This is a genomic window from Halorarius halobius (assembly GCF_024298865.1).
GTDB classification, from domain to species: domain Archaea; phylum Halobacteriota; class Halobacteria; order Halobacteriales; family Haloarculaceae; genus Halorarius; species Halorarius halobius.
Genome location: NZ_CP101161.1, coordinates 2,730,897 through 2,753,619, shown reverse-complemented (window position 1 = coordinate 2,753,619; position 22,723 = coordinate 2,730,897). Strand labels below are relative to the sequence as shown.

Sequence of the window (22,723 nt, the reverse complement as noted above, 5' to 3'; positions counted from 1 at the left end):
GTGTGGTATCGGTGGATGTCGGTCAGATGCTGTGCTATCGGCCCTTCCAGTCGGGTTCCTCGTCCATCAGGAACGAGTTGATGCCCTCCTCGGTGTCGTCGCTCATCGCGATGAGCGAGATGACCTCCTTCATGTGCGAGAGGGCCCCGTCGAACGACATGTCCCGCTGGTCGTAGTACGCCTGCTTCCCCATCTCTATCATCACCGGCGAGGAGTTCGCCAGCGAGTCGACCAACTCGTCGAGTTCGTCCTCGAAGGCGTCGGCGTCGACCACGTCCGTGGCGAAGCCGATGTCGTACGCCTCGTCGGCGTCGATGTGTTCACCGGTGAAAAGCAGGTGGAGCGCCTGCTTCTCGTTGACCGTCCGCATGATGGGAACCAAGGCCTGCGCCGGGAACAGGCCGATGTCCGTCTCGGGCGTGCCGAAGGTGGCCTCGTCCGAGGAGAGAATCACGTCGCACGCGGCCGCGAGGCCCATCCCGCCGGCGAGACAGTACCCCTCGACGGCGGCGACGACGAGCGCGTTCGTGTCCACGATTTCCTCGATGAGCGTCGCCATCCCCGAAAAGCCCTCGCGGTAGGCCATCGGGCCCTGGCCGATGTTGCCGGCCATGCTCTTGATGTCGCCGCCGGCACAGAACGTGCCGCCGGCGCCGCGAATCACGACGACGCGGGCGTCACCCCCGTCGGCGGCCGCCAGCACCTCCTCGAGGCCGCCGATGACGTTGTCGTTCAAGGCGTTGCGCTGGTCCGCGCGGTCGATGGTCGCCCGTATCACGAGCCCGTCGTCGGCGACATCGACGGCGAGGTCCTCGTTCGTGAGTTCGTCGCCGGATACCATACGTACGGGGAGCGTGACACCCCCACATGAAGCCTCTTTTGGAACGGGTAAAACGAGAAACTCGTTGAACGAGGAAAGTCGCGCTGGAAGTTGTCGGTGGGTCGAACCGAACGTTGATTGCGGGCCACAGCAACAGAGTACGACATGGCGACGGACCCCATCGACTTCGGCGCTTTCGAGCGGGGACGCGACTGCAACTACTGGGACCTCGACCCGACGCTCCGTGGCGAGGCCGAGCGCGTCTACCCCGACGAGGAGTTCGCGTGGGCCGAGGCCGACCTCTCCGAACTCGGTCACGCCACCGGCCACCGACTCGCGGACGCCGCCGCCGAGGCCGACCGGACCGGAATGGAACTGCGCACGTACGACCGGCACGGAGAGGTGCGCAACGAGGTGAAGTATCCGGCGGAGATAGAGGAACTCGAACGCACCGCCTACGAGGAGTTCCGCTTGACCCACGACGCATTCCACGCGCCGCCGGACCGAGACGAACCGGTCGGGCTCGTCCACACGCTGACCCAGCAGACCCTGCTGTCGTTCGTGGGCGCGGGGTTCGTCTGCCCGGCGTCGATGACCACCGGCGCGGCCATCGTCCTCGAGAAGTTCGACGACGGGAGTCTCGACGACTACTTCCAGGGGCTCACGGCCGCCGAACTCGACGACCACATCGAGGGCGCGATGTTCCTCACCGAGAAGCAGGGTGGCTCGGACGTGGGCGCAAACGAGGTGCGGGCGGAACCGCAAAGCGACGGCACGTACGAACTGTACGGCGAGAAGTGGTTCTGCTCGAACATCGACGCACAGGGTGCGCTGGCGCTGGCTCGCACACCCGACGCACCCGACGGCACCGAAGGGCTGTCGCTGTTCCTCGTCCCCCGCGTGAAACCGGACGGCGAGTTGAACGACTCGCTGTTCCGACGGCTGAAGGACAAACTCGGCACGAAGAACGTCCCGACGGGCGAAATCGAGTTCCGGGGCGCGGAGGCGTATCTCGTCGGCGAGGAGGGCGAGGGGTTCCGGGCGATGGCCGAGATGATGAACTTCGAGCGGCTGACGAACGCCACCGGCGCCGTCGGCAACATGGGTCGCTCGCTCGTCGAAGCGAAGGTCCGGGCGGCGAACCGCGAGGCGTTCGGCGAGACCATCCAGGAGTACCCGTTGATGCAGCGGGACCTCGTGGAGATGACCGTCGACTACGAGGCCGCGGCGGCGTTCACGTTCGAGGCGACGAAGTTCTACGACCAGTATATGCGCGCGGACTCCCCCCGCGAGGACGCCCCAGACCCCGAGACGGCGTTCAAACTGATGCGACTGCTCGTCCCCGTCGCCAAGTACAAGACCGCGCGGATGGCCGTCGACACGGCCTCCTACGCGATGGAGGTGCTCGGGGGCAACGGCTACGTCAACGGCTGGACGACCGAACAGCTCCTTCGGGACGCGCAGGTGCTTCCCATCTGGGAGGGCACCTCGAACATCCTCTCGCTCGACGTGCTCCGGGTCCTCAACCGGGAGGCCGCCCACGAGGCGCTCCTGCCGCACGTCCGCGACTTGCTAGACGTGGACCACCCGTTCCTCGCCGACCTCGCGGACGACGTGGACGAGCGGTTCGCCGAACTCCAGGAGGCGCTCCTCACGATGGCCAGCGAGGACGAGGAGTACGCCCAGTACCACGCCAAACGGCTGGCCGACCTCCTCTTCGACGTGGTGACGGCCGCCGTCCTGCTCGACGAGGCCCAGACCAACATCGACGAGGACGACGACGCGCGGAAGGCCCTGGTCGCGGAGTTCTTCGTCAATGACCGGTTCGGCTCCGACGAGGCGTACGGCGTCACCAGCGGCGACCGCTCCGGGATGGCGGGGTTCGACGCTATCGCCCGCTACGGCCGGGTCGACCCGGCGGAACTGGAGAGCGAACTGGCGCCCGCCGACGACTGAGCTCCACGGGGCTCACACTGTTGATGGATGGCGACGTAGCCACGCATCATGGCCCTCTCGTTCCAGCGCGAGGCCGCGGAGACCGACCGACTGCTCGCACTCTCGGACGGCGTCATCGCCATCGCAATCACGCTGCTGGTGCTCGAAATCACTGTACCCGAGGCGCCGCTGGGCACGGAGACGGCGCGCATCCAGGCCGTCGTCTTCGACCAGTGGGTGCCGTTCGTCGGCTACGTGGTGGGCTTCCTCGTCGTCGGGAACTACTGGATTCTCCACCGGCGAGTGTTCGTCCACATCGAGGAGCACGACCAGGGCGTCCTCTGGCTGAACCTGCTGTTCTTGCTGTTCGTCGCGTTCGTCCCCTACGGGGCCAGCGTGTTCAGCACGTACCCCGACCAGCTCGGCGTGTCGTTCATCGCCGCACTGCTCGCACTCACCGGCCTCTCGCTCGCGGTGCTCTGGCTGTACGCTTCGCGCAAACGGTTGCTCGAAGCGGGACTCACCTCGCGGCTGGTCGGAATTCAGGCGGCCCGGTTTCTGGCCTCGCCCATCGTGTTCCTTCTCTCGATAGTCGTCGCCGCGGTCGACCCGTCGTGGGCGATGCTCAGCTGGCTCCTGCTCGTTCCCATCACGGCGACGCTGAACTCGCGGCTCGTCGAGAGCATCGAGACGGCGGACGGCGCGAGCCCGTAACGGCCGGCCGCGCTACCGTGGCGACTCGGTGCCCCACTTGTCGAGCGCCGTCCGCAGTGCGGGGACGTCCTCCGCCCGGGCGTCGAGCGATTCCCCGTCCGTCCACGCGTCGACCGCCGCACGGAGCGCCTGCGCGCCGGCCTTCGTCCCGTCGGGGTGGCCGTGGATGCCGCCGCCAGCCTGCACCATCACCTCGGGACCGGTGTGGTCGAGCAGGGTGTCGACGATGCCCGGGTGCAGGCCGCCGGAGGCGACCGGCAACACGTCGGTCATCCCGTAGAGGTCCGACTTGAGCCAGTCGTTGATGCCGACGGTGTCCTCGTTCGCCAGTTTGCCGAGGCCGACGGTGCCGGTGTGGAGGTGGTCGACGCCCGCCAGCCGCGAGAACTGCGCGAGACAGCGCATCGAGACGCCGTGGTGGTCGAGGCGGTCGAACGCCGCGTGCATCGCGCGGTGGGCGTGGATGGCGAGGTCGAGGTCCTCGGTGCGGCGCCGCACCGTCTGGAGCGCCGACCAGCCGGCGGTGATGATGTCGACCATGACGAACCCGCCGCCGTGGTCGTCGACGTACTCGGCGCGGCGGACCATCTCGTCGGTCTCGGCGGTGATGTTGACGAGGTAGTCCTTCCGCTCGCCCGTCTCGGATTCGGCGCGGTCGCGCATCTCGAACGACTGGGTGACCCGGCGCTCGAACGGGTTGAAGTTCTGGTCGGTGAGGTTCTCGTCGTCCTTCAGCAGGTCGACGCCGCCGGTCCAGGCCTCGTAGCCGACGCGGGCGTGTTCCTCGGTCGGCAGGCCGACCTTCGGCTTCGGGACCGTCGCCAGTCCGGGGCGGCCGCCGGCGTCCAGTTTCTCGGTCAGCACGTCGCTCCCGAACTGCGGGCCGGGAAAGGAGGTGGCCAGCGGTTCCGGCCACTCGCAGTCCACGAGGCGGATGCTGTCGACGGCCTTCATCCCCAGGATGTTGCCCGCGATACAGGAGAGTATCTGCGGCAGGCTCCTGGGTTCGAACAGCGGGTCCGGGTACGCGACCCGGACGGTGCCGTCCTCCTGCAGGTCGTAGGCCATCGCGGAGAGCCGCGAGACGTCGGCGTCGACGTCGAGCGCGGCCCAGGTGCCGTTGGAGGACTCGCTGGCGACGCGGGCGGCCGCGGCTTCGAGGTCCATCCCCTCGCCGGGTTCGAGCCGGAACTCACAGACGAGGTCGTCGCTGGCTGGCGTGTACGACTCGTCGAGGAAGTCGTCGTACTCGATTCCCATGCCCCAGGGCTTCGACGCGCCCCCTATTGGGCGTTCGGGTCACTCCGGCTCGCTTGCACGTTCGTAACTGCGGTAGGTCATCGCGTCGCCGTCGACGATGACCGCGTCGGTGCCGTGCTCACAGCCCTCCGGGGGCTCGTCGTCCCCCAGGCCGCCGTCGGTGTCGATGCCCCCGTAGTCGTACGCAGAGTCGTCGAACTCCATATCTGAGGAACGCATCCCAGGGGGCATAAGCCTTTGTCAGACGCTAACACACACCATTATATGGCTCCGGCGCCTACCTACCAGGTTGCGCCTGCCACGACCGCTTCGACCGGTGCGCACCCGGACGGTCGTCGGCCGCCCCACGCACTCAAAAACGGCCGGATATCGACGGGTAGAGGCGTCGATTCGTCCGTTCTCCCACTTGTACGCCCCCTCATCGACGGCAGAACGGGTATCCTGTAGAACCGTGAACGACGGGGTAGTTCATGGAGCGACGCGAGTTCATCCAGGGGCTGGTCGGGAGCGCGGCCGCCACCGGCGTCGTGGGGACGGCCTCGGGCCGGAGCCTCGGCGGCGCGAACGACCCGCTCGCGGAGATAGAGATACTGACCGACGAGTACGACGAGAGCCACGTCTACGCGGACTCCCTGTACGCGCTCGGCTTCGGCAACGGCTACGTGCAGGCCCGTGACCGCCTGTTCCAGATGGACGTCATCCGACACATCGGCCGCGGCAACTCCGCGAAACTGCTGGGGCCGGCGCAACTCCCCTCCGACATCCAGGTTCGCCGGGACCTCTACGGTCCGAACGCTCTCCAGGAGCAGTGGGACGACGCCTCCGAGACGGCCAGCGAGATGCTCCGCGGGTTCGCGGACGGCGTCAACCGTCGGATGACCGAGATGGCCGCGCAGGGGAACCTGCCGGGCGTGTTCGCCGCCCTCGGCCACCCACCGGAGCCGTGGGAGCCGACCGACTCCATCGCCTGTATGAACTACCTCATCGGCGTGTTCGGGGTCAGCGGCGGGAGCGAACTCGGCAACGCCAAGACGTTCCTCCAGCTCGCGGAGTCGCTCGGCTCCGAGCGGGAGGCGTGGGGGGCGTACGGCGACCTCAACTGGCTGGAGACGACCGAGGACCACTACACGACGATTCCGGAGACCGACAAGAGGGTGGAGGGCGGCGAGACGGTCCTCGACTACGACGAGGTGTCCGACGAGCAGTTGCGGTTCATCCGCGCGGCCGGAAACACCGAAACGTGGGGCATCGAGACCGACATCGAGCTTCCGGGCGACCTCGCGAACGGCGTCCCCACCGGCTTCGGCATCATGGACGGGTTCAAGTGGGGCTCGAACGCGCTCGTCGTCGACGGCGACCACACGGACACCGGCAAGCCGATGCTGTCGGGCGGCCCGCAGATGGGCTACTTCAAGCCGCCCATCCCGTACGAGGTCGGCCTCCACGGCGCCGGCTTCGACGCCACCGGCATGGGCGTCGTCGGTGCCCCGTCCATCGTCATCGGCCGGACCGAGAACCTGGCGTGGACGGTCACCTCCGGTCGCGACGACCAGATAGACACCGTCGCGGTCGAACTCGACCCCGACGACAGGCACCGCTACAAGTGGGACGGCGAGTGGTACGAGATGGAGACGGAGACGGTCGTCCACGAGGCCTCGCCCGTCGGCGGCGCGGTCGGCGGGAGCCCCGGGACGCGGGTGGTCGAGCAGGAGGTCGCGCGCATCGAGCAGGACGGCGACGAGATGCCCGTCGTCGCGTGGAATCCGGAGGAGAACGTCGCGTTCGTCCAGCGGAACACCACGCGCTACGACGTGCTCGGCGGCGCGTTCCAGTGGGCCGAGGTCGGGCGCGCGAACGACCTCGACGAGTTCGAGGGGAAGATATCGGAGTTCCCGTTCACGTTCAACTTCCACGTCGTCGAGTACGACCCCGACGAAGAGGAGAGCAACATCGCGTTCATCCACACGGGGAAGGTGCCGGACCGCAACCCCGAGTTCGACCTGCGGTTCCCCCAGCCCAGCGACGGCCACTACTGGACGCGGATGCGGACGGGGCTGGGGCTCGACACCCACGACCGCAACCCGTCGACGGGCTACTACACGAACTGGAACAACGGCCCCGCCGCGGGGTGGCGCGCCGGCGACGGCGAGCAGAACTGGGGGAGCCACCACCGCGTCGAGGTGCTCGTCCACTTCGTCGAGCAGAAGCTCGCCGAGACCGGCGGGAGCCTCTCAATCGACGACATGAAGGCGATAGTGGAACTGGCGGCGAAACACGACTCGACGGCCAACGAGTCCGTCGACCACTTCATCGACGCCGCGGACGCCCCCGACGAGACGCTCCAGGCGATGGGCGAGGAGCTCCAGCGGTGGGCCGACAGCTACTGCGAGTGGGACGACGGCAACGAGAGCGAGCTCAACGGCGACGCGAGCGCGAGCGCACGCGACGAGTACGTGTACGCGGGCCTCGCCATCTGGGAGGAGGTCCGGGCGGAGCTTCAGGAGGGGGTGTTCGGCGACGAACTCGGGCCGCGCAACTACGACCCCAAGTGGCAACCGGACCAGAGCCGGCACGCCAGCGACCACGGCAACGCCAGCGACGACGTGACCTTCCTCGACGCGCTGGACGGCGACACCAGCTACGAGTGGTTCGACGAGCCACGCGAGCGCGCCATCCGGAACGCGATGCTGTTGGCGGCGGACACGCTCTCCGAGCGGTTCGACAGCGACGACCCCGCCGACTGGACCCGCCCGGAACACAAATCGCGGTTCCGGGTCATCGGCGCCGTGCAGGGCGAGGCCATCGACATGGTGAACCGCGCGACGTACCAGCACGCCGTCGCCATCGGCGAGGGGCTCGACGAGACGGGCCGCGCCATCGCGGACGTCTCCGGCGACGCCCTGCCGCCGTCGAACTCCGGGCACGTCAGCGCGGACGAACTCGTCGGCTTCCTCTCGGGCCAGCAGAACGAACCTGACCGCGTCGACGAGCAACTGGAACTGTACGCCAACTTCGACTACAAGCCCCACCCCATCACCCGCGAACAGGTGGAGTCGGTCGCCGTCGAGACGACCACGCTCCGGGCGATACCGGCCCTGGAGAACGTTCCCATCGAACCCGGACGTGACCTGCCGGCCCGCCTCGTCGCCGACCGGGTGCCGGACCTGCCGGAGACGCCAGCGCCGCCCGCATCGCCAGCCGGCTCGTCGTCCGCGACGGGCGACGATGCGTCGGACGACCAGACAAGCGACGAGTCGACGGACGGCGGACCGACGGAGAGCGCCGAGGACGCCCTCGATTCGGTGCTCGACAGGCTCAGGTAGCTACAGCAGGTCGAGCACGTCGCTCAGCGACTCGACGACGTGGTCGGGTTCCGGCGAGGCGCCGTCCGCGTCGGCTCTGCTCGTCCGCCCGGATAACACGAGCGCCGTCCACATCCCCGCGCGGGCACCGAACGCGATGTCTGTGTCCAGGCCGTCGCCGACGACGAGCGTCTCCTCGGGCCGGCAGTGGAGCCGCTCGCACGCCAACTCGACCATCACGTCGGAAGGCTTGCCGAGCACGCGGTCCGGTTCCCGCTGTGCGACGCCCGCGACGGCCCGCGTGATGGCGCCCGACCCGGGGTAGCGGCGGCCGTCGGAGTCCGGATACGTCAGGTCCGGGTCGGTCCCGTAGAACCGGTCGGCGGCGTCGAGCGCCCACAGCCCCTCGGTCAGGGCCTCGTAGTCGAACCCGTACGTGTGCGAGGTGACGGCCACGTCCGCGTCGTCGGGGTCCGTTACGGGGACGACCCCGTGGTCGTGCAACTGCTCGCGTAACCCCGACGAGCCGATGCAGAACACGTCGTCCTCGGCGTGGCGGTCCGCGAGGAACTGTGCGGTCACCTCGCCGGCGGGGAGCACCTCCTCCGTGGTCGCGTCGACGCCGAACGCCGCGAGTCGTTCGACGTACGCCTCGCTGGAGCGCGTCGGGTTGTTCGTCACGAACAGCACGCCCAGCCCCCGGTCGCGCAACCGGGCGATAGCGTCGACGGCCCCCGCTATCGGCTCGTCGCCGCGGTACACGGTTCCGTCGAGGTCGACGACGACGCCGCTGACGTTCATGCGTGGCGTTGTGCGGGGAGGGGTGAAAAGCGGTCGCGTCCCGGCTACACCAGCCCACGAACCGCCAGCGCCGCCAGCGGCGGGAGCGCCAGCGCGGAGCCGACCGCCACGTACACGAGCGGCGCCGCCGTCGCCACCGCGCCGAGCGTCCCGAACCACAGCAGTGCGAGCGCCCACGTCCCGAGGACGGCGACGCCGAACCAGAGGCCGAGCACGCCAGCCCTGGAGAGCGACGGCGCGAGCAGGCCGACGAGCGCCCCGCCGACGACCAGCCCCGCCGGGTGGATGGCGGTCGCCGCGAGGCCGACGACGAACGCGGCCGCGAGCGCCGCCTCGACGCGGTCGCTCTCGCGGAACTCCGCCAGCGCCGCGGGCGTGGCGACGGCCATCAGGAGCCACCTCCAGTGAATCGGATGACGACCGGACCGTCCTCGTCGAGCGGTATCTCGTGGTACTCGCCGTTCGCCCACGGCCGCAACTGGTCGTGGTAATGCGGCGAGTAGGGGTTGCCCGACTGGCCGCCCGGGATGACGCCGTACGCCGCGTCGCTCCCGACGACCATCCGCCACGACGACCCGGCCGGTCCGGAGACGCGGTAGTTCGAGACGGTGTACGGCGAGCCGTCGGTCGGCATCTCCGGGTAGTCGAGGAACGCGACCGGGAACTGGTGGTTCAGGTCGACCCGGTTGTAGTCGCCGTACGTCTCGTAGCCGCGCGCGTCGGCCTGGTCGACCGCCTCCGCGAGCGCCCGGGCGTAGATGTCGGCACGCGTCTCCGTCTCGGGGGTACGCACGTCGTCGAACCACCTGCTGTCGGCGGGCAACTGCTGGAGCGCGTACAGGTGCGGATACGCCGACGCGTCCAGCCCGCGGGGGTGGAACTCGTCGTAGAACGTCTCGTTGCGCACCTCCTCGCGGAACAGGGTCCACAGCAGGGCGCCGCGCGAATCGCGGCTCATCTCGTTGTTCCAGTCGTCGAGCACCCGGGCGGCCTGCCGCGTCTCGGTGTCCATCTCGTCGGTCGCACGGAGTATCTGTGGGACGAACCCCGCGACGGCCCGCGAGGTGGTGTCACGCTGGAGGTCCTGCATGAACGCCGGCGTCACCGGCTCGTCGGCGTCGACGCGGGCCTCCAGTCGCTCGTAGATTCGCTCCCCGCGGTAGGGGTCGGCGTACCGCTCGCTGTAGGCGAGATAGAACCCCGGGGTCGCGGTCACGCGCTGGTTCGCCGTCCCCAGCACGTCGGGGTTATCGACGTGGGGCACCTCCTCGAACGGGACGAACCCCTCGGAGAAGTCGCTCTGTCCGTACGGCTCGAAGCCGCGCCACTCGCCGTGGCCCGCGGAGCCGTTGAACGGCAGGTCGCCCGCGACCCGCTCGCCGTCGGTGTATCGATAGGGGTACTTGCCGGTGATGCGGTACATCGTGTTCCCCTCGCTGTCGGCGGCGACGATGTTCTGTGTCGGCGTGTCGAACAGCCGCAGCGCCTGCTTCACGTCGCCGAGGTCGTTCGCCCGGTTGATGCGATAGACGCCGCGAGCCTCCCGGGTCCCCGTCAGCCCGAGCCACGACACCGCGACGGTGCGGCCGCCCCGCTCCAGAAGCGGCCCGTGGACCGTCTTGCGCACCTCGACGGTCGCGTCGGGGCCGTCAGCGACGGGGATGGTCTCGGTGTGGCTCCGCACGTCGCGCACCTCGCCCTCGTAGACGTACGTGTCGTTGGTCGGCATCCGATAGGTGTAGAGGTCGGTCTGGTCGGCGCCGACGTTGGTGAACCCCCACGAGACGTTCTCGTTGTGGCCGATGACCACCACCGGGAGGCCGGGGAACGCCACCCCACGGACGTTCATCCCCTCCGTCTGGAGATGCATCTCGTACCAGACGGGCGGCACTGTCAGGGAGAGGTGGGGGTCGTTGGCGACGATGGGGTCGCCGCTCTCGGTGTGGTTACCGGAGACGACCCAGGAGTTCGACCCGATGCCGGGGTCGCGCTGGAACTCGGCGAGCGCGGAGTAGGCGCCCGCGAAGTCGCCGCTTCGGCTCGCGCGGCCCGACCGCGTGCTCGCGGGGACGGCGGTGCCGCCCTGCGACCGCTCGACGATGCCGGCGTCGTGGTCGAGATACCGGGGATAGACGTCCGAGACGTTGCCGAACTCCTCCTGCAGGGTCGCGGTCTGGAGGTCACGGAAGTCGCCGGTCAGTTGCCACGCGATGAGTTTGCCGACGAGTAGAGTGTCGGTCGGTTTCCAGGGGCGCGGCTCGTAGTCGTTGAGCCGAAACTCCGTCGGCAGGGAGTTCGACGCCATGTAGTGGTTGACGCCCGCGGTGTACGCGCGGATGCCGTCGCCGGCTTCGGTGTCCTCTACCGCGTCCCAGGAGGCGTTCGCGGCCGCGGCGAAGTCCATCTGCCGGTGGAAGCGGTCGGACTCGACGGCTCGCTCGCCGAACGCCTCTGCGAGACGGCCCCGCATCAGCCGGCGCTGGAGGTCCATCTGGAACAGGCGGTCCCGCGCCTGCACGTAGCCGACGGCGTACGCGAGGGCTTGCTCGTTCTCGGCAGAGACGTGGGGGACGCCGTCGTCGTCGTACCGGACGGTCGCGGTACCGTACGGCGACTCGACGCTCGTCGCGCCCGTCGCCGCGCGGTCGAGGCGGGCGCCGACGCTCCCCTGGTTGGCGCCGTACGCCGGTCCCCACGCGTCGCCGCTTCCCGGCGCGGCCAACTGGAGGAAACTGCCGCCGCCGACCGCCGCCGACGCCAACAGGGCGACGGCGACGAGCGAGACGGCAACCGGTCGGTAGCGTGTCACAACCGAACCACTCCCGGCGGTGGGTTAACGCTGTCGCCGAGCCGGCGGCGGTAGGTCGGCGGGACCACCCCGGCCCGTCCCGTGTCCGAACGGTTATTCCTCCCCCGCCGTACGGTAATCGCATGGACATCCGTCGGCTGTTCTCGCCGGACCGACAACGCCGGCTCATCGTCGGCTATCTCCTCGGGGTGAACGTCGTCGTCCTGGCGTTCGCGGCCGGCTACGTGGCGCTCGTCTCCGCGTTCGAGGGCGTCGACGTGACGTACGTCGAGGCGCTTCTGGTGGTCGTCGAGTCGTTCACCACGACCGGCTACGGCGAGGCGTCGAGACAGTGGACCTCGCCGGTGGTCCAGTTGTATCTCATCCTGATGATGGTCGTCGGCGTCGCGCTCATCTTCACCGCCCTCCCGGTGTTTGCCGGACCCTACGTCGAGAAGCGGCTGTCGACCCGGCCCCCGGATTCGGTCGACGGCTACGCCGACCACGTCGTGCTCGCGGGGCTCACCTCCCGGGGGAAGGCGCTCATCGAGGAGTTGAACGCCCGCGGCCGCCGTTACGTCGTCGTCGAACCCGAGCGCGAGCGCGCGACTGACCTGTACGAGTCGGGCGTCACCGTCGTCCACGGCGACCCCGAGGATGCCGCGGTGCTTCAGGCCGCCTGCGTCGACGACGCCCGGGCGCTCATCGCCGACGTCGACGACGAGACGAACGCGTCCATCGCGCTGTCCGCCCGAACGCTCGACGACGTGACCGTCGTCACCTTCGCCGAGAACGAAGAGACGGCCCGCTACCACCGGTATGCCGGTGCCGAGCGGGCGTTCATCCCCCAGCGGCTCATCGCCGACGGCCTCGCGAAGAAGGTGACCGCCGGGGTCACCCCCGAACTCGACGACGCCGTCGTCATCGACGAGGACTTCGACGTGGTCGAACTTCCGGTGCAGGCGGGCGCCGAACTGGAGGGCGTGACCGTCGAGGGGTCCGGCATCCGCGAGCGAACGGGGACGAACCTCATCGGCGCGTGGTTCCGGGGCGAGTTCGTCTCGCCGCCGCCGCCACAGGAGCGCATCGACGCCCAGACCATCCTCGTGGCGGCGGGCCGCGAGGACCAACTCGAACGGCTGAAGGAACTCACGCTGTCGGAGCGGCGCCAGCGCCGCGAGGGCCACGTCGTCGTCGGCGGCTACGGCGAGGTCGGCTCCCGCATCGCCGCCCGCCTCGACGACGCGGGCGTCGAGACGACGGTCGTCGACCTCCGGGACGACGACGGCGTCGACGTGGTCGGTAACGTCACGGACGACGACGTGTTGCGGGCGGCGGGCATCGACGATGCCAGCACGGTCATCCTCGCTATCGCGGACGACACCGAGGAGGTGTACGGTACCCTCGTCGCGAGGGACGTGGCGCCGGACGTCGAGATAATCGCGCGGGCCGACGCGACCGGCTCCGTCCGGAAGCTGTATCTCGCAGGCGCCGACTACGTGCTGGCCGTCGCCACCGTCGCCGGACGGATGCTCGCGTCCACCGTGCTCGACGAGGAGGTCATCAGCTTCGACCAGGCGGTCGAACTCGTCCGCGTCGACTGCGGGGCGCTTGCGGGCAAGACGCTCGGGGGCGCGGACATCCGGGCGAAAACCGGCTGTACGGTGGTCGCCGTCGAGCGGAACGGCGAGGCGATTACGGACCTCGACCCCGAGTTCCGCATCCGCGAAGACGACGACCTCGTCATCGCCGGCACCGACGCCGACGTGAATCGGTTCGCGAACCTGACCGACTGAACCGGCCTCGCCGAGGTGGGCGTCACGCCGACGCGTGACCGGGAAGCACGTCGACGTTCGGGGGAGCTACGCCTTCGAGACCCAGGTTGGCGCGTCGACGGTGGTGTCTCCGACGCCCTCGGAGACGATGGTGACCTCGACCGACCGCTCCGCGTCGCCCTGCTGGACGGTCGCGCTGTACTGGAACTCGTGGATGCGGCCCTCCTCATCGACGACGAGCGTGGCGGAGAACGACGTGACGTTCTCCATGCTGATGCCCCGGCCGAACAGCCCCTCGGTCGACTCCAGCGTGGCGTCGCTGTAGACGGCGACCAGCTCTCCGTTCCGGCGCTCCACCTCGCTCGACCCGTAGCTGGCGCCCCGCAGTCCCGGGCCGATGAAGTCGACGCCGGTGAACGACGAGAGTTCGTAACGCTGGCTCTGGTTGCCGTAGACTGTCTCGTTGGTGCCCGGCTGGTTCGACTTCACGTACACTCGCCCGTCCTCGTAGTAGCGGACGACCGTTCCCGACACCTGCTCGGAAGTGACGTTGGTTCGGCGGATGACCTCGCGGCTGGACGTCTCGACCTCCTGGTCGTACGTGACGTAGGAGGTGGCGTTCGGCGTCGTCACCGTCGCGTCGTAGACGACCGTGAAGCCGCTGGCGGTGGTCAGCGCCTCACGGTGCCCCGCGGCCGCCGCCGTCACGTTCGCCACGCCGCCCGACTGGAAGCCAGCGGGGTAGCTGAACGACGGGGCCGAAGGGGAGGGCGTCGGCGAGTCGGTGGTCGGCGTCGGGGAGCCGGTGCCGCCGAACGAACAGCCTGCGAGCAACAACATCGACGCGACGGCGAGCGCCGCGAGTGTCCGACTGCGCATACTCGGACGATTGCCGCTCGCCCGATAAGCCTACTGGCCGCGACGCTACTGGCCACCTGTGAGAGTCACCGCCGGCGTCGCCGCGGGTCACTCCTCGGCGCGGACGACGACGTCGCCGGTCGCCCGGACGACCACCTCGCGGCGCTCCATCTCGAAGGTGACCGCGGTGGCGGCGGCGTCGGTGCGTGTGCCGTCGGTCCGCAAGAACGCGTCGAGCGCGTCCGGGTCCACGACGTCGTACAGCGGGTCCATCGCCGTCGGCTCCCGGTCGGTCGCCACCGCGAGCGTCTCGACAACGGCAGTCGACGGGGCCACGGACGCCCAGTCGAACTGTGCGCGGACGACGCCCGTCTCCCCATCCGACCCCATCCCGTCCGTCATGGTCCACCACGGCCGGACGCCCACGAGCGGCGGTGCCGTCTTCTGCACCGGGGGCCGATGCGTCGCTGGGATGGGGCGTCTCGCGTACAGGTCTGTAGTTCGAGTGTCATGGTTGGGCCGAGAGGGAACGTCACCGGGACCGCGGAGCGACCCAGTGCGTCGCCGGGACAACCGGGCTATCGAGAGTTACGTAGCGGTCCATGCGATAAAACCGTTGTGTGATTACTCCGGATACTCTCGGCTTTCGGCCGTCAGGGACGGCCGGAGCATACGGGCGGCCCGTCCACGGAGGCCGGTACCGTGCCCGCGTCCAGCCACGCCCGACCTCACGGCTCGGTATCGGGGGGCACCGTTCCACAGTACGGACACCGCGCACGGTTCACGACGACGTTGACGAGTCGGTCACATCCCTCGCACACTTCCACCAACGACGACGGCTCATCGGCGGTCACGCTCCGGTGGCTCGAAGGCGGGCGTATTCAGTATACACTGCCTACGGTGGGTACAGGGCGCTGTCAGCCGATTCATCTGGGAACCGAGGAGCACCCGTATCGACCGCCGGGCGACTCAGATGTCGGTGACGTAGTGGTAGTCGTCGTCGAGCGCCTGGGCGTCCTCGGGAAGGAGCGCGACGACCACGTACGTCGCGTGGTCGGCGAAGTAGTCGACGAGAGACGCGATGCGCGCGGAGTCGATGGCCTCCAGCGAGTCCATGACGAGCACCGGAAGCCGGTCGGCCACGTCGTGGGCGAGGTAGCCGGCCAGCGCGAACACCAGCCCGGTCACCTCCCGTTCGCTCTCCGAGAGGTGGTCGACGGTGTCCTCGTAGGTCGTGCCGGACTCGGTGGTCCGGACGATGTGGAGCAGGAACTCGGCGGCCGCCTCCGGGCTCTCGCCCACCCCGCGACGCTCTATCCACACGCGCTCGATGTTCTCGTAGCCGAGCAGTTCGAGCAGTTCCCCCATGTGGGCGTTGAACGCGTCGACGGCCTCCCGCTCCAGTCGGTCGACCCGCGTGCGGAGCTCCCGGAGCGTCTCCTCGACCTGCTCCAGCCGCTCGTCGACCTCCGATTGCTCGGCCACCCGCGCCTCCAGTTCGGCGACGTCGGCGCCCATCTCGGCGCGTTCGTCCTCGAGTCGGTCGATTTCGAAGGAGAGACGGGTCACCGTCTCGTGGAGCGACAGCAGTTCCTCGTCGCCGTCGGCGTCAAGGCGTTCGACCTCCGCCTCGAGCCGCTTGACCGTCTCCGTCAGCTCCGTCCGCTCGGCCTCCAGTCGCTCCACGGTTGCCTCTCGGTCGGCAATTTCGGCATCGAGTTCGTCCGCACGGCTTCGAAGCGCGTCGCGGCGCTCCCGGCGGCGCTCGCGCTCCTCGCGGCGTGCGGTCAGCTCGTCGAGTCGGTCCGCGAGCCGGCTCCGTTCCGACCGGAGGCTGGCGCTCAGCTCCCTGAGTTCCGCCAGCGTCTCCTCGAACTGCGAGCGGTCGACCGACGACCCGCAGGTCCAGCAGACCGCCGGGGCCGCCTCCCCCGCGAGCGCGTCGGTCACCGAACCGCCGTCGGTCGACCGCTCGCCTCGGAGCAGTTCGCCGAGCTTCCCGTCGCCGTCGAGCGTCTCCTGGTTCACACGTATCAACGTCTGCAACTGTGAGAGCGTGTCCTCGAGGTCGCGCTTCTCCGAGCGGAGCCGCTCGATCCGCTCCTCCGGGGCCGCCTCGGCGTCCTCGGGGTCGGGGAGCGCGTCCAGTTCCGCGACGACCTCGCGACGCTGTTCCCTAGCTGATTCGAGACTCTCGCGGGCCGTGGACAGCTCGTATCGTACGTCCTCCAGCCGCTCGCGTGCGTCCTCGAGGTCGTCGACGGCCGCCTCGAACGCCCCGTCGGTGTCGCCGGCCACCGCCGCGCGGCGGCGCTCGAGCGCCTCGCGTTTGGCGTCGCGTCGGTCGCGTTTCGCCGCCAGCTCATCGTCGATTTCCGCGAGCCGCTCGCGGGCCGACGCCAACTCCTCGGCCGCGCCGTCGAGCGCCTCGCGTTCGGTCTCCAGCTCCCGCTTCTCCGTCATCCGCCGGTCGATTTCGGCCGCTATCTCGTCGGTGTCGACGGGACGCATCACCACCTTCCGAAGGTCGTCGCCGCGCTCGACGGCGCGGCGAGCCTCGTTGTTCTCGAGCAGGAACGCGTACAGGTCGGCGACCGTCGGCTCGGAGAGGTAGGGGTCGCCCCCGAACGCGACCGAGCCACCCGCCCGCGAGAGCGTCCGCGTCGCCGTCTCGGCACCGAAGTCGAGTTCGACCCGGCCCTCGTCGGCGTCGCCCTTCAGCGACGCGCGCTCGCTCCCGAGGCCGGCCATCACCGCCTGCAGGAAGGAGGTCCGGTTGGTCGCGTTCCGCCCGGCGAGGACGGTCACCCCCGGCCGGAGTTCGACCGACGTGGTGTCGATGCCGCCGACGTTGCGGACGCGAACGTCGAACGGAGCGCCGGACGACAGCGACGGGCCCATACCGGACCACGGGCCAGACCGGACTTATAGACCCGGGTTAGTGGTCGGTAACGGCGACGTACCCCGCGGCGCGACAGCCGTCACGGCTCGTCCAGCCGGCACTGACACCCCCCGCGGTCCAGCAGGGCCGTCGCCGCGTGGACCCGACCGCACGACTCGCAGGTGACCGTCACGTCGACGAACACGTCGAACCCCTCCAGCGCCAGCGCGTCGGCGTCCCGGAGCGCGGTCAACGACCCCTCCGTGACGGCGGCGGTCCGGTTGGCAAGCGCCGCGACGCTGTCGGCCGCACCGTCCCGGCGCTCGGCGGGCGAGCGGTCCGCGCTGGCCCGCGAGACACCGAGACAGTCCGTCAGATGTCTGTGGACCGACTGGTGGGAGACGAACTCGCTGTCGACCGTCTCGACGTCGACGCCCTGTCGCTCGAGGCGGTTCACCAGTTGCGTTCGCTCGCCGGCGCTCGCCGCCTCGCCCGCGAGCGTCCGGTACGTCGTCTCCACGTCGCCCGAGAGAGGGTCGAGGCCCGCCTCGCGCATCGTCGCCGTCAGCACGCGCCGGTTGACGACGCGGGCGAGTTCGCGGACGCTCTCTGACTCGCCGTCGGTGCCGCGCCACCGGGCCGGAAGCTCGGCCGCAAGCTCCTCGAGCCCGTGCGCGTGGAGGACCCGACCAACCTTGCAGTCACAGGCCGCCGACCGGCTGGTGGCTCCCTCGTCCATGTGGGTCCGTGCGCCCAGCCGGATTTAACGCTTGTCCGGCGCCGTCACTCCTCGCGGAGCCTGACCGTCCCGTCTTCGGGGTCGTACTCGACGACGCCGAGGGTGACGAGCGTCGGGACGTGCTCGCGGCGCAGTCGGAGATACCCCTCGCGGTACGCCGCCGGGCTCCCACCGCCGACGAACTCACGGGCCAACGTCCCGAGCCGGCAGGCGCCGCCGGCGTCACGGAGCGTAGTGAGGAACCGGGCGTACTCCTCGCGCCGCGCCGGCCGCCCCGCGAGAAGCGTCGCCACCCGCTCAGGCAGTTGCCCCGACGCCCCATCGCTCCGCTCCGAGCGTGACATACGCCACGCCGGGCCCGGAGACGGCATTAGTATGTGCCGTCTATCAGCTACGCCCCCCCGGCGCGGCGCGTAGTAGCCGACTACTCCGCCGAGTCGGCCGCTCCTACGGCCGCGAAGCCGACGGATAACAATACGGTCGATGGACGGTGCATGGGTGTGATGCAAGAGATTCAACAGCGGTCGACCAGCCGGCCCCGCTGCCGGAACTGTGGATCGCCGGTCTCCCGTCGCTTCTGTCGCGTGTTCGGGGACAACCAGGACGACGTGTACGGCTGTATGGACTGCACGTCGATGCGAAAGTTGACGAAGGGAGCCGCCACCTCCAAGTAACGCGGACACACCGACGCGAGCACGCCCGGGTCGCCCGCGTCGAACCGGACGTACTGGCGTCGTCCCGGGCGCCTGGAGGAGGAACGCGGTAGCCGCAAGCGAGACCCGTAGCCGAACGGGTCCGTCGTCCGGGCCACTGCGGGCCACCGGCCACGCGGCGCGCGCGGACCTACCTAACACCACCTTACTGTGCGTCGGAAGCGAACCGGTCGTGAACTGCCGGGGAGTGGTAACTATCTGGAACGCGACTCGTCGGAACCACTAATCCCGGTAGCCCCATGCTACTCGCCCGATGAGAACACGGCTGGCAGGTGACCCGCGGAAGTCGAACCCTACTGAAAGCGACACGAACGGCGACCCGACAGGGGGTGACAGGCGGTGAGTCTCCCGTCGCGCAAGCAGTGGGAGGAGGTCCCACCCGACCCGGACCTCGAACGGGACTTCGGATACGACCGGGAGCCGCTCACCGCCATCCGGACGCCCGAACACACCGGCCAGTTGATTTTGCTCCCAAGCGAGGAGCGCCAGCTCGAGGACGACGAGTTCCTCGTCGTGGACGACGGGAGCGTCGAACCGCTCTCCGACTGGCGCTGACCCCGGGGTTTTCCACGCGATTCCCGCCGGGGGAAATTTTATTACCCTACCCCTGATTGGAAACGACGGAACTGTTCAATTGGCAACGATTGCGGGGAGAACTCGAAGCAACAACGGACGCACGCATGAATCAGACAGCGGTTTCAGCCGCGGCACCCGGACGCCATCGAGCGTCGTCGGGCCACGGCTACTGGCTACCGGACGACGGGGGGTGGACCGGCCGATGACGGGGGCAGGCGTCGGCGAGGTCGCACCGGGTGACGAGACACACGTCGACTCGTCGACGGGAGGGCAGGAGGCGTCGGCGGACGCGCTGGGACTCGACCAGGTGTTCGAGACGCTCAAGAACCACCGGCGTCGGCTCGTGTTGAACCACCTCCGTGACCACGATGGACGCGTCGAGGTCGGCAAGCTTTCCCGTGCTATCGCCGCGGCGGAGAACGAGAAGCCGGAGGAGGCGGTCACCTCCGACGAGCGGAAGCGCGCGTACGTCGGGCTCTACCAGTGTCACCTGCCGAAGATGGACTCGATGGGCATCGTCGAGTTCGAGAAGTCCCGCGGCCGGGTCAGCCTCGGACCGAACGCCGAGCCGCTGTTCCGGTACATCGACACGGACGGCAACGAGGAGACGGAGGAGGCCGTCCGCTGGCACGTCGTCTACGGGGCTCTCGCCGCGGGGAGTCTCGTCGCGTTCGGGGTCGCGCTTCTCGCCGCCACGGCCACGCCGTGGCTCGTCGTGCCGGCGTTCGCGCTCGTCGTCCTCGCGCTGTCGGCTACGGCGTTCGTCCACGTCCGGACGTGTCGCTGGGACTCCGGGGAGTAGTAGCGCGCCGGCGACCCACCCTCGACACCGGGGCGACTCAGGCGGTCGGAAGCCAGTACTCCGCGGCGTCCCGACAGTGGAGCGCCGAGGTGACACAGAACGCCAGCGAGACCAGGGCGAACCCGACGGTCGTGGCGACCGGCGGCGCGGCGACCGTCGTGAGAACCAGCAGTCCGAGGCTCACACCCGAGAGCCCGAGATAGCGGCGCGCCCAGACGTCGGCGTTCTGGTCGGCCCCGGGGTCCGGCCCCCCGAGATACGGGTCGACACAGCTTCCGTTCTCGCCCAGCCGCACGATGCCACGCGATTTGTTGAACTCGACCACGTCCATCGAGTCCATCTTCGGCAGGTGACACTGGTAGAGCCCGACGTACGCGCGCTTCCGCTCGTCCGACGATATCTGCTCGATGGACTTGCCGGTCTCGTGGGCCGCGACGTGTTCCGCCAGGTCGCTCGTCGACACCGGCTGGTCGTTCCGCTTCAGATAGCGCAACACCAGCCGCCGCCGCTCGTTTTTCAGTACGTCGAACACCTGGTCGAGCGGCAACGCCGTGACGGGTGGCGTTCCCCCTGTCGCCGGCGTCTCCTCGCCGTCGGTCGTCGGTTCCTCCTCCTGTACCTGTGCGTTCTGTCGTTGGTGTGTTGTGCTCATTCCCCGGGTCCTCCGGTCGCGTTGTCGCTGGCCGCACCGTCGGCTGACGGTGCGCCACGAGATGGATGTCTCTCTGTGCCGCCGGCGCGTCTCGGTGCCGTCTGTGGCTGTCCTACCGACTATGTAGCCATTACCGACAGCATCCTATTTATAGATATTCCCGGAGCGACAGGAGCGAGAGGTTGACTCCGAAAAACCGCATGACTGAAAGCCACCGCACTGGCTCGAACGCGGGGAACGGCCACGTCCGGGTAAGCCGCCGATTACCCGACGGCGCTCACTCGACGGTGACGCTCTTTGCGAGGTTACGGGGTTTGTCGATAGCCCTGTCTAGCAGGTCCGAGACGTGATACGAGATGAGCTGGAGCTGGACCGTCGAGAGGACGCCGACGAGGTCGGGATGCGTGTCCGGCACGGTCAACACCTCGTCGGCCTGCTGGAGGACCGCGTCGTTCCCCTCGCAGGTGACCGCGACGACGGGCGCGCCCCGTGCCTGCACCTCCTGGACGTTGTTGAGCGTCTTCTCGTCGCTCCGGCCGGAGAACACCGCGAACACAGGGGTCTCGGCCGTGACGAGCGCGAGCGGCCCGTGTTTCAGCTCGCCCGCCGGGAACCCCTCGGCGTGCTCGTAGGATATCTCCTTGAACTTCAGCGCCCCCTCCAGCGCGACCGGATGCGCCAGCCCGCGCCCGATGAAGAAGTACGCCTCCTGTCGCGCGTACCGCTCCGCGATGACGCCCGCGTCCGTGTCGTCGATGACCGCCTGGAGCTGGTCGGGAAGCGCAGTGAGCGCCCGCACCGCCGCGCGGCTGTCCGCCGAAAGGTCGCCCGTCAGGTCGCGGGCCACCGTCGCCGCGAGCAGGAGGAGCGTCACCACCTGCGAGGAGAACGTCTTGGAGGCGGCGACGCCGATTTCGGGCCCGGCGCGGATGAACAGCGCGTCGTCGCACTCGCGGGCCGCCGTCGACCCGAGGACGTTCGTGAGCGCGAGCGTGCGCGCGCCCCGCTGGCTGGCGTGCCGGAGCGCCCCGAGGGTGTCGGCCGTCTCCCCGCTCTGGGTGACGCCGACGACGAGCGTGCGGTCGTCGAGCGTCGGCGTCGTCTCCGCGTACTCGCTGGCGAGGATGGCCCGCGCGTCGACCCCCTCGCGTGCGAGCAGGCCGGCCCCGTAGAGCGCGGCGTGATAGGAGGTGCCACAGCCGACGAGTTGGACGCGGTCGACGTCCGCGAACGCGCCGTCGGGGAACGCCAACGTCGGCTCGCCCGTCGACTCGTCGATGCGGCCGCGTATCGCCCGCCGGACCGCGTCGGGTTGCTCGTGTATCTCCTTGAGCATGTAGTGGTCGTACCCCTCCTTGCGGGCGTCCTCCGGCGTCCAGTCGAGGCTCCGGACCGCGCGCTCGACCGGCGCGCCGTCGGCGTCGGTGACGGCGTAGCCGTCGGCGGTCACCGTCGCCACGTCGCCGTCCTCGAGCACGACGACGCTGTCGGTGTACTCCAGGAACGCGGGTGCGTCGCTGGCGAGGAACGTCCGATCGTCGTCGACACCCAGGAGGAGCGGCGAGCCACGGCGAGCGGCGTACAGCGCGTCCTCCCCGTCCGCGAGCACCACGAGCGCGTAGCTTCCGTCCAGCACCGACAGCGTCTCGCGGAGCGCGCCCGCCAGGTCCCGGCCCGCCGCGAGATGCTCCTCGAGGAGATGCGGGACGACCTCGGTGTCGGTGTCGCTTGTGAACTCGTGGCCGCGGGCCTCGAGGGCAGTGCGGAGGTCGGCGTGGTTCTCGATGATGCCGTTGTGGACCACCGCGACCTCGCCCGTGCAGTCGGTGTGGGGGTGGGCGTTCGCGTCGGTCGGTGGCCCGTGGGTGCTCCAGCGGGTGTGGCCGATGGCGATGGAGCCGCTGGACAGCCGCTGGCTGATGGTGCCCTGGAGCGCCGATATCTCACCGGCGCGCTTGCATATCTCGATGCCGCTTCCGTTGCGAAGCGCGACGCCGGCCGAGTCGTAGCCGCGGTACTCCAGGTTCTCGAGCCCCGTCAGGACGTTCGAGACCGTGTCGCCGGAGCCGGCACAGCCGACGATGCCACACATCAGCGACCGCCCCCC

At 69.3% G+C, this 22,723-nt stretch carries 20 protein-coding genes; 7 read left to right on the top strand and 13 right to left on the bottom strand.

Features of this window, described 5'->3' with window-relative positions:
- Positions 1 to 34 precede the first annotated feature (34 nt).
- Positions 35 to 841 carry an enoyl-CoA hydratase/isomerase family protein gene (locus NL112_RS14745; RefSeq protein ID WP_255149607.1) on the bottom strand — a complete coding sequence of 269 codons (807 nt, stop codon included), beginning with the start codon at positions 839 to 841 and terminating at the stop codon, positions 35 to 37.
- Positions 842 to 985: 144 nt separating this feature from the next.
- Here NL112_RS14745 and NL112_RS14740 point away from each other — a divergent pair, with 144 nt between their 5' ends.
- Positions 986 to 2,776 carry an acyl-CoA dehydrogenase family protein gene (locus NL112_RS14740; protein WP_255149606.1) on the top strand — a complete coding sequence of 597 codons (1,791 nt, stop codon included), beginning with the start codon at positions 986 to 988 and terminating at the stop codon, positions 2,774 to 2,776.
- Positions 2,777 to 2,824: 48 nt separating this feature from the next.
- Positions 2,825 to 3,469 (top strand): TMEM175 family protein, encoded by a 645-nt coding sequence (locus tag NL112_RS14735; RefSeq protein WP_255149605.1) that lies wholly within the window; start codon positions 2,825 to 2,827, stop codon positions 3,467 to 3,469.
- 12 nt (positions 3,470 to 3,481) lie between these two features.
- Here NL112_RS14735 and rbcL read toward each other — a convergent pair whose 3' ends face one another.
- Both rbcL and NL112_RS14725 read right to left on the bottom strand, forming a co-directional pair.
- Positions 3,482 to 4,729: a type III ribulose-bisphosphate carboxylase gene (gene rbcL / locus NL112_RS14730; protein ID WP_255149604.1), complete on the bottom strand. Its 1,248-nt coding sequence runs from the start codon at positions 4,727 to 4,729 to the stop codon at positions 3,482 to 3,484.
- A 39-nt stretch (positions 4,730 to 4,768) separates the two neighbouring features.
- Positions 4,769 to 4,933, bottom strand: a complete 165-nt coding sequence (locus tag NL112_RS14725) for a hypothetical protein (RefSeq protein ID WP_255149603.1) — start codon at positions 4,931 to 4,933, stop codon at positions 4,769 to 4,771.
- Positions 4,934 to 5,199: 266 nt separating this feature from the next.
- Here NL112_RS14725 and NL112_RS14720 point away from each other — a divergent pair, with 266 nt between their 5' ends.
- Positions 5,200 to 8,052, top strand: coding sequence for a penicillin acylase family protein (locus tag NL112_RS14720; RefSeq protein WP_255149602.1), 2,853 nt, complete (start codon positions 5,200 to 5,202; stop codon positions 8,050 to 8,052).
- On the opposite strand, the gene NL112_RS14715 is transcribed toward NL112_RS14720, so the two are convergent.
- From NL112_RS14715 to NL112_RS14705, 3 genes are read right to left on the bottom strand one after another with little or no spacing between them, the layout of a single operon-like run.
- A complete protein-coding gene (locus NL112_RS14715; protein ID WP_255149601.1) occupies positions 8,053 to 8,832 on the bottom strand; it encodes an HAD-IIA family hydrolase in 780 nt (259 codons plus the stop codon).
- 44 nt (positions 8,833 to 8,876) lie between these two features.
- Positions 8,877 to 9,221: a hypothetical protein gene (locus NL112_RS14710; protein ID WP_255149600.1), complete on the bottom strand. Its 345-nt coding sequence runs from the start codon at positions 9,219 to 9,221 to the stop codon at positions 8,877 to 8,879.
- Complete coding sequence (locus tag NL112_RS14705) at positions 9,221 to 11,641, bottom strand: penicillin acylase family protein (RefSeq protein ID WP_255149599.1); 2,421 nt, start codon at positions 11,639 to 11,641, stop codon at positions 9,221 to 9,223. The genes NL112_RS14710 and NL112_RS14705 overlap by 1 nt, the downstream gene beginning before the upstream one ends.
- 122 nt (positions 11,642 to 11,763) lie before the next feature.
- On the opposite strand from NL112_RS14705, the gene NL112_RS14700 reads away from it, so the two are divergent.
- Positions 11,764 to 13,416 (top strand): potassium channel family protein, encoded by a 1,653-nt coding sequence (locus NL112_RS14700; RefSeq protein WP_255149598.1) that lies wholly within the window; start codon positions 11,764 to 11,766, stop codon positions 13,414 to 13,416.
- Between the two features lie 66 nt (positions 13,417 to 13,482).
- Here the strand turns inward: NL112_RS14700 and NL112_RS14695 are convergent, their stop codons facing one another.
- The 5 genes from NL112_RS14695 to NL112_RS14675 all read right to left on the bottom strand — a co-directional run bounded on the left by NL112_RS14695 (position 13,483) and on the right by NL112_RS14675 (position 18,217).
- Positions 13,483 to 14,274: a DUF7537 family lipoprotein gene (locus tag NL112_RS14695; protein ID WP_255149597.1), complete on the bottom strand. Its 792-nt coding sequence runs from the start codon at positions 14,272 to 14,274 to the stop codon at positions 13,483 to 13,485.
- Between the two features lie 87 nt (positions 14,275 to 14,361).
- A complete protein-coding gene (locus NL112_RS14690; protein ID WP_255149596.1) occupies positions 14,362 to 14,703 on the bottom strand; it encodes a HalOD1 output domain-containing protein in 342 nt (113 codons plus the stop codon).
- A 519-nt stretch (positions 14,704 to 15,222) separates the two neighbouring features.
- On the bottom strand, positions 15,223 to 17,154 hold the full coding sequence (locus tag NL112_RS14685) for an archaea-specific SMC-related protein (RefSeq protein WP_255149595.1): 1,932 nt from the start codon (positions 17,152 to 17,154) through the stop codon (positions 15,223 to 15,225).
- A gap of 80 nt (positions 17,155 to 17,234) precedes the next feature.
- Positions 17,235 to 17,873: a rod-determining factor RdfA gene (gene rdfA / locus NL112_RS14680; protein WP_255149594.1), complete on the bottom strand. Its 639-nt coding sequence runs from the start codon at positions 17,871 to 17,873 to the stop codon at positions 17,235 to 17,237.
- A gap of 44 nt (positions 17,874 to 17,917) precedes the next feature.
- The gene (locus tag NL112_RS14675) at positions 17,918 to 18,217 is read right to left on the bottom strand and encodes a DUF7344 domain-containing protein (RefSeq protein WP_255149593.1); all 300 of its coding nucleotides are present in this window, start codon (positions 18,215 to 18,217) and stop codon (positions 17,918 to 17,920) included.
- Between the two features lie 150 nt (positions 18,218 to 18,367).
- On the opposite strand from NL112_RS14675, the gene NL112_RS22915 reads away from it, so the two are divergent.
- From NL112_RS22915 to NL112_RS14665, 3 genes are all read left to right on the top strand, one after another.
- Positions 18,368 to 18,547 carry a DUF7563 family protein gene (locus NL112_RS22915; protein WP_350356129.1) on the top strand — a complete coding sequence of 60 codons (180 nt, stop codon included), beginning with the start codon at positions 18,368 to 18,370 and terminating at the stop codon, positions 18,545 to 18,547.
- 378 nt (positions 18,548 to 18,925) lie between these two features.
- Positions 18,926 to 19,141, top strand: coding sequence for a hypothetical protein (locus tag NL112_RS14670; protein ID WP_255149592.1), 216 nt, complete (start codon positions 18,926 to 18,928; stop codon positions 19,139 to 19,141).
- A 223-nt stretch (positions 19,142 to 19,364) separates the two neighbouring features.
- Positions 19,365 to 19,964 (top strand): DUF7344 domain-containing protein, encoded by a 600-nt coding sequence (locus NL112_RS14665; RefSeq protein ID WP_255149591.1) that lies wholly within the window; start codon positions 19,365 to 19,367, stop codon positions 19,962 to 19,964.
- A gap of 37 nt (positions 19,965 to 20,001) precedes the next feature.
- On the opposite strand, the gene NL112_RS14660 is transcribed toward NL112_RS14665, so the two are convergent.
- Both NL112_RS14660 and glmS read right to left on the bottom strand, forming a co-directional pair.
- Complete coding sequence (locus NL112_RS14660) at positions 20,002 to 20,616, bottom strand: DUF7344 domain-containing protein (RefSeq protein ID WP_255149590.1); 615 nt, start codon at positions 20,614 to 20,616, stop codon at positions 20,002 to 20,004.
- A 277-nt stretch (positions 20,617 to 20,893) separates the two neighbouring features.
- Positions 20,894 to 22,708, bottom strand: a complete 1,815-nt coding sequence (glmS, locus tag NL112_RS14655) for a glutamine--fructose-6-phosphate transaminase (isomerizing) (protein WP_255149589.1) — start codon at positions 22,706 to 22,708, stop codon at positions 20,894 to 20,896.
- Between the last annotated feature and the right edge of the window lie 15 nt (positions 22,709 to 22,723).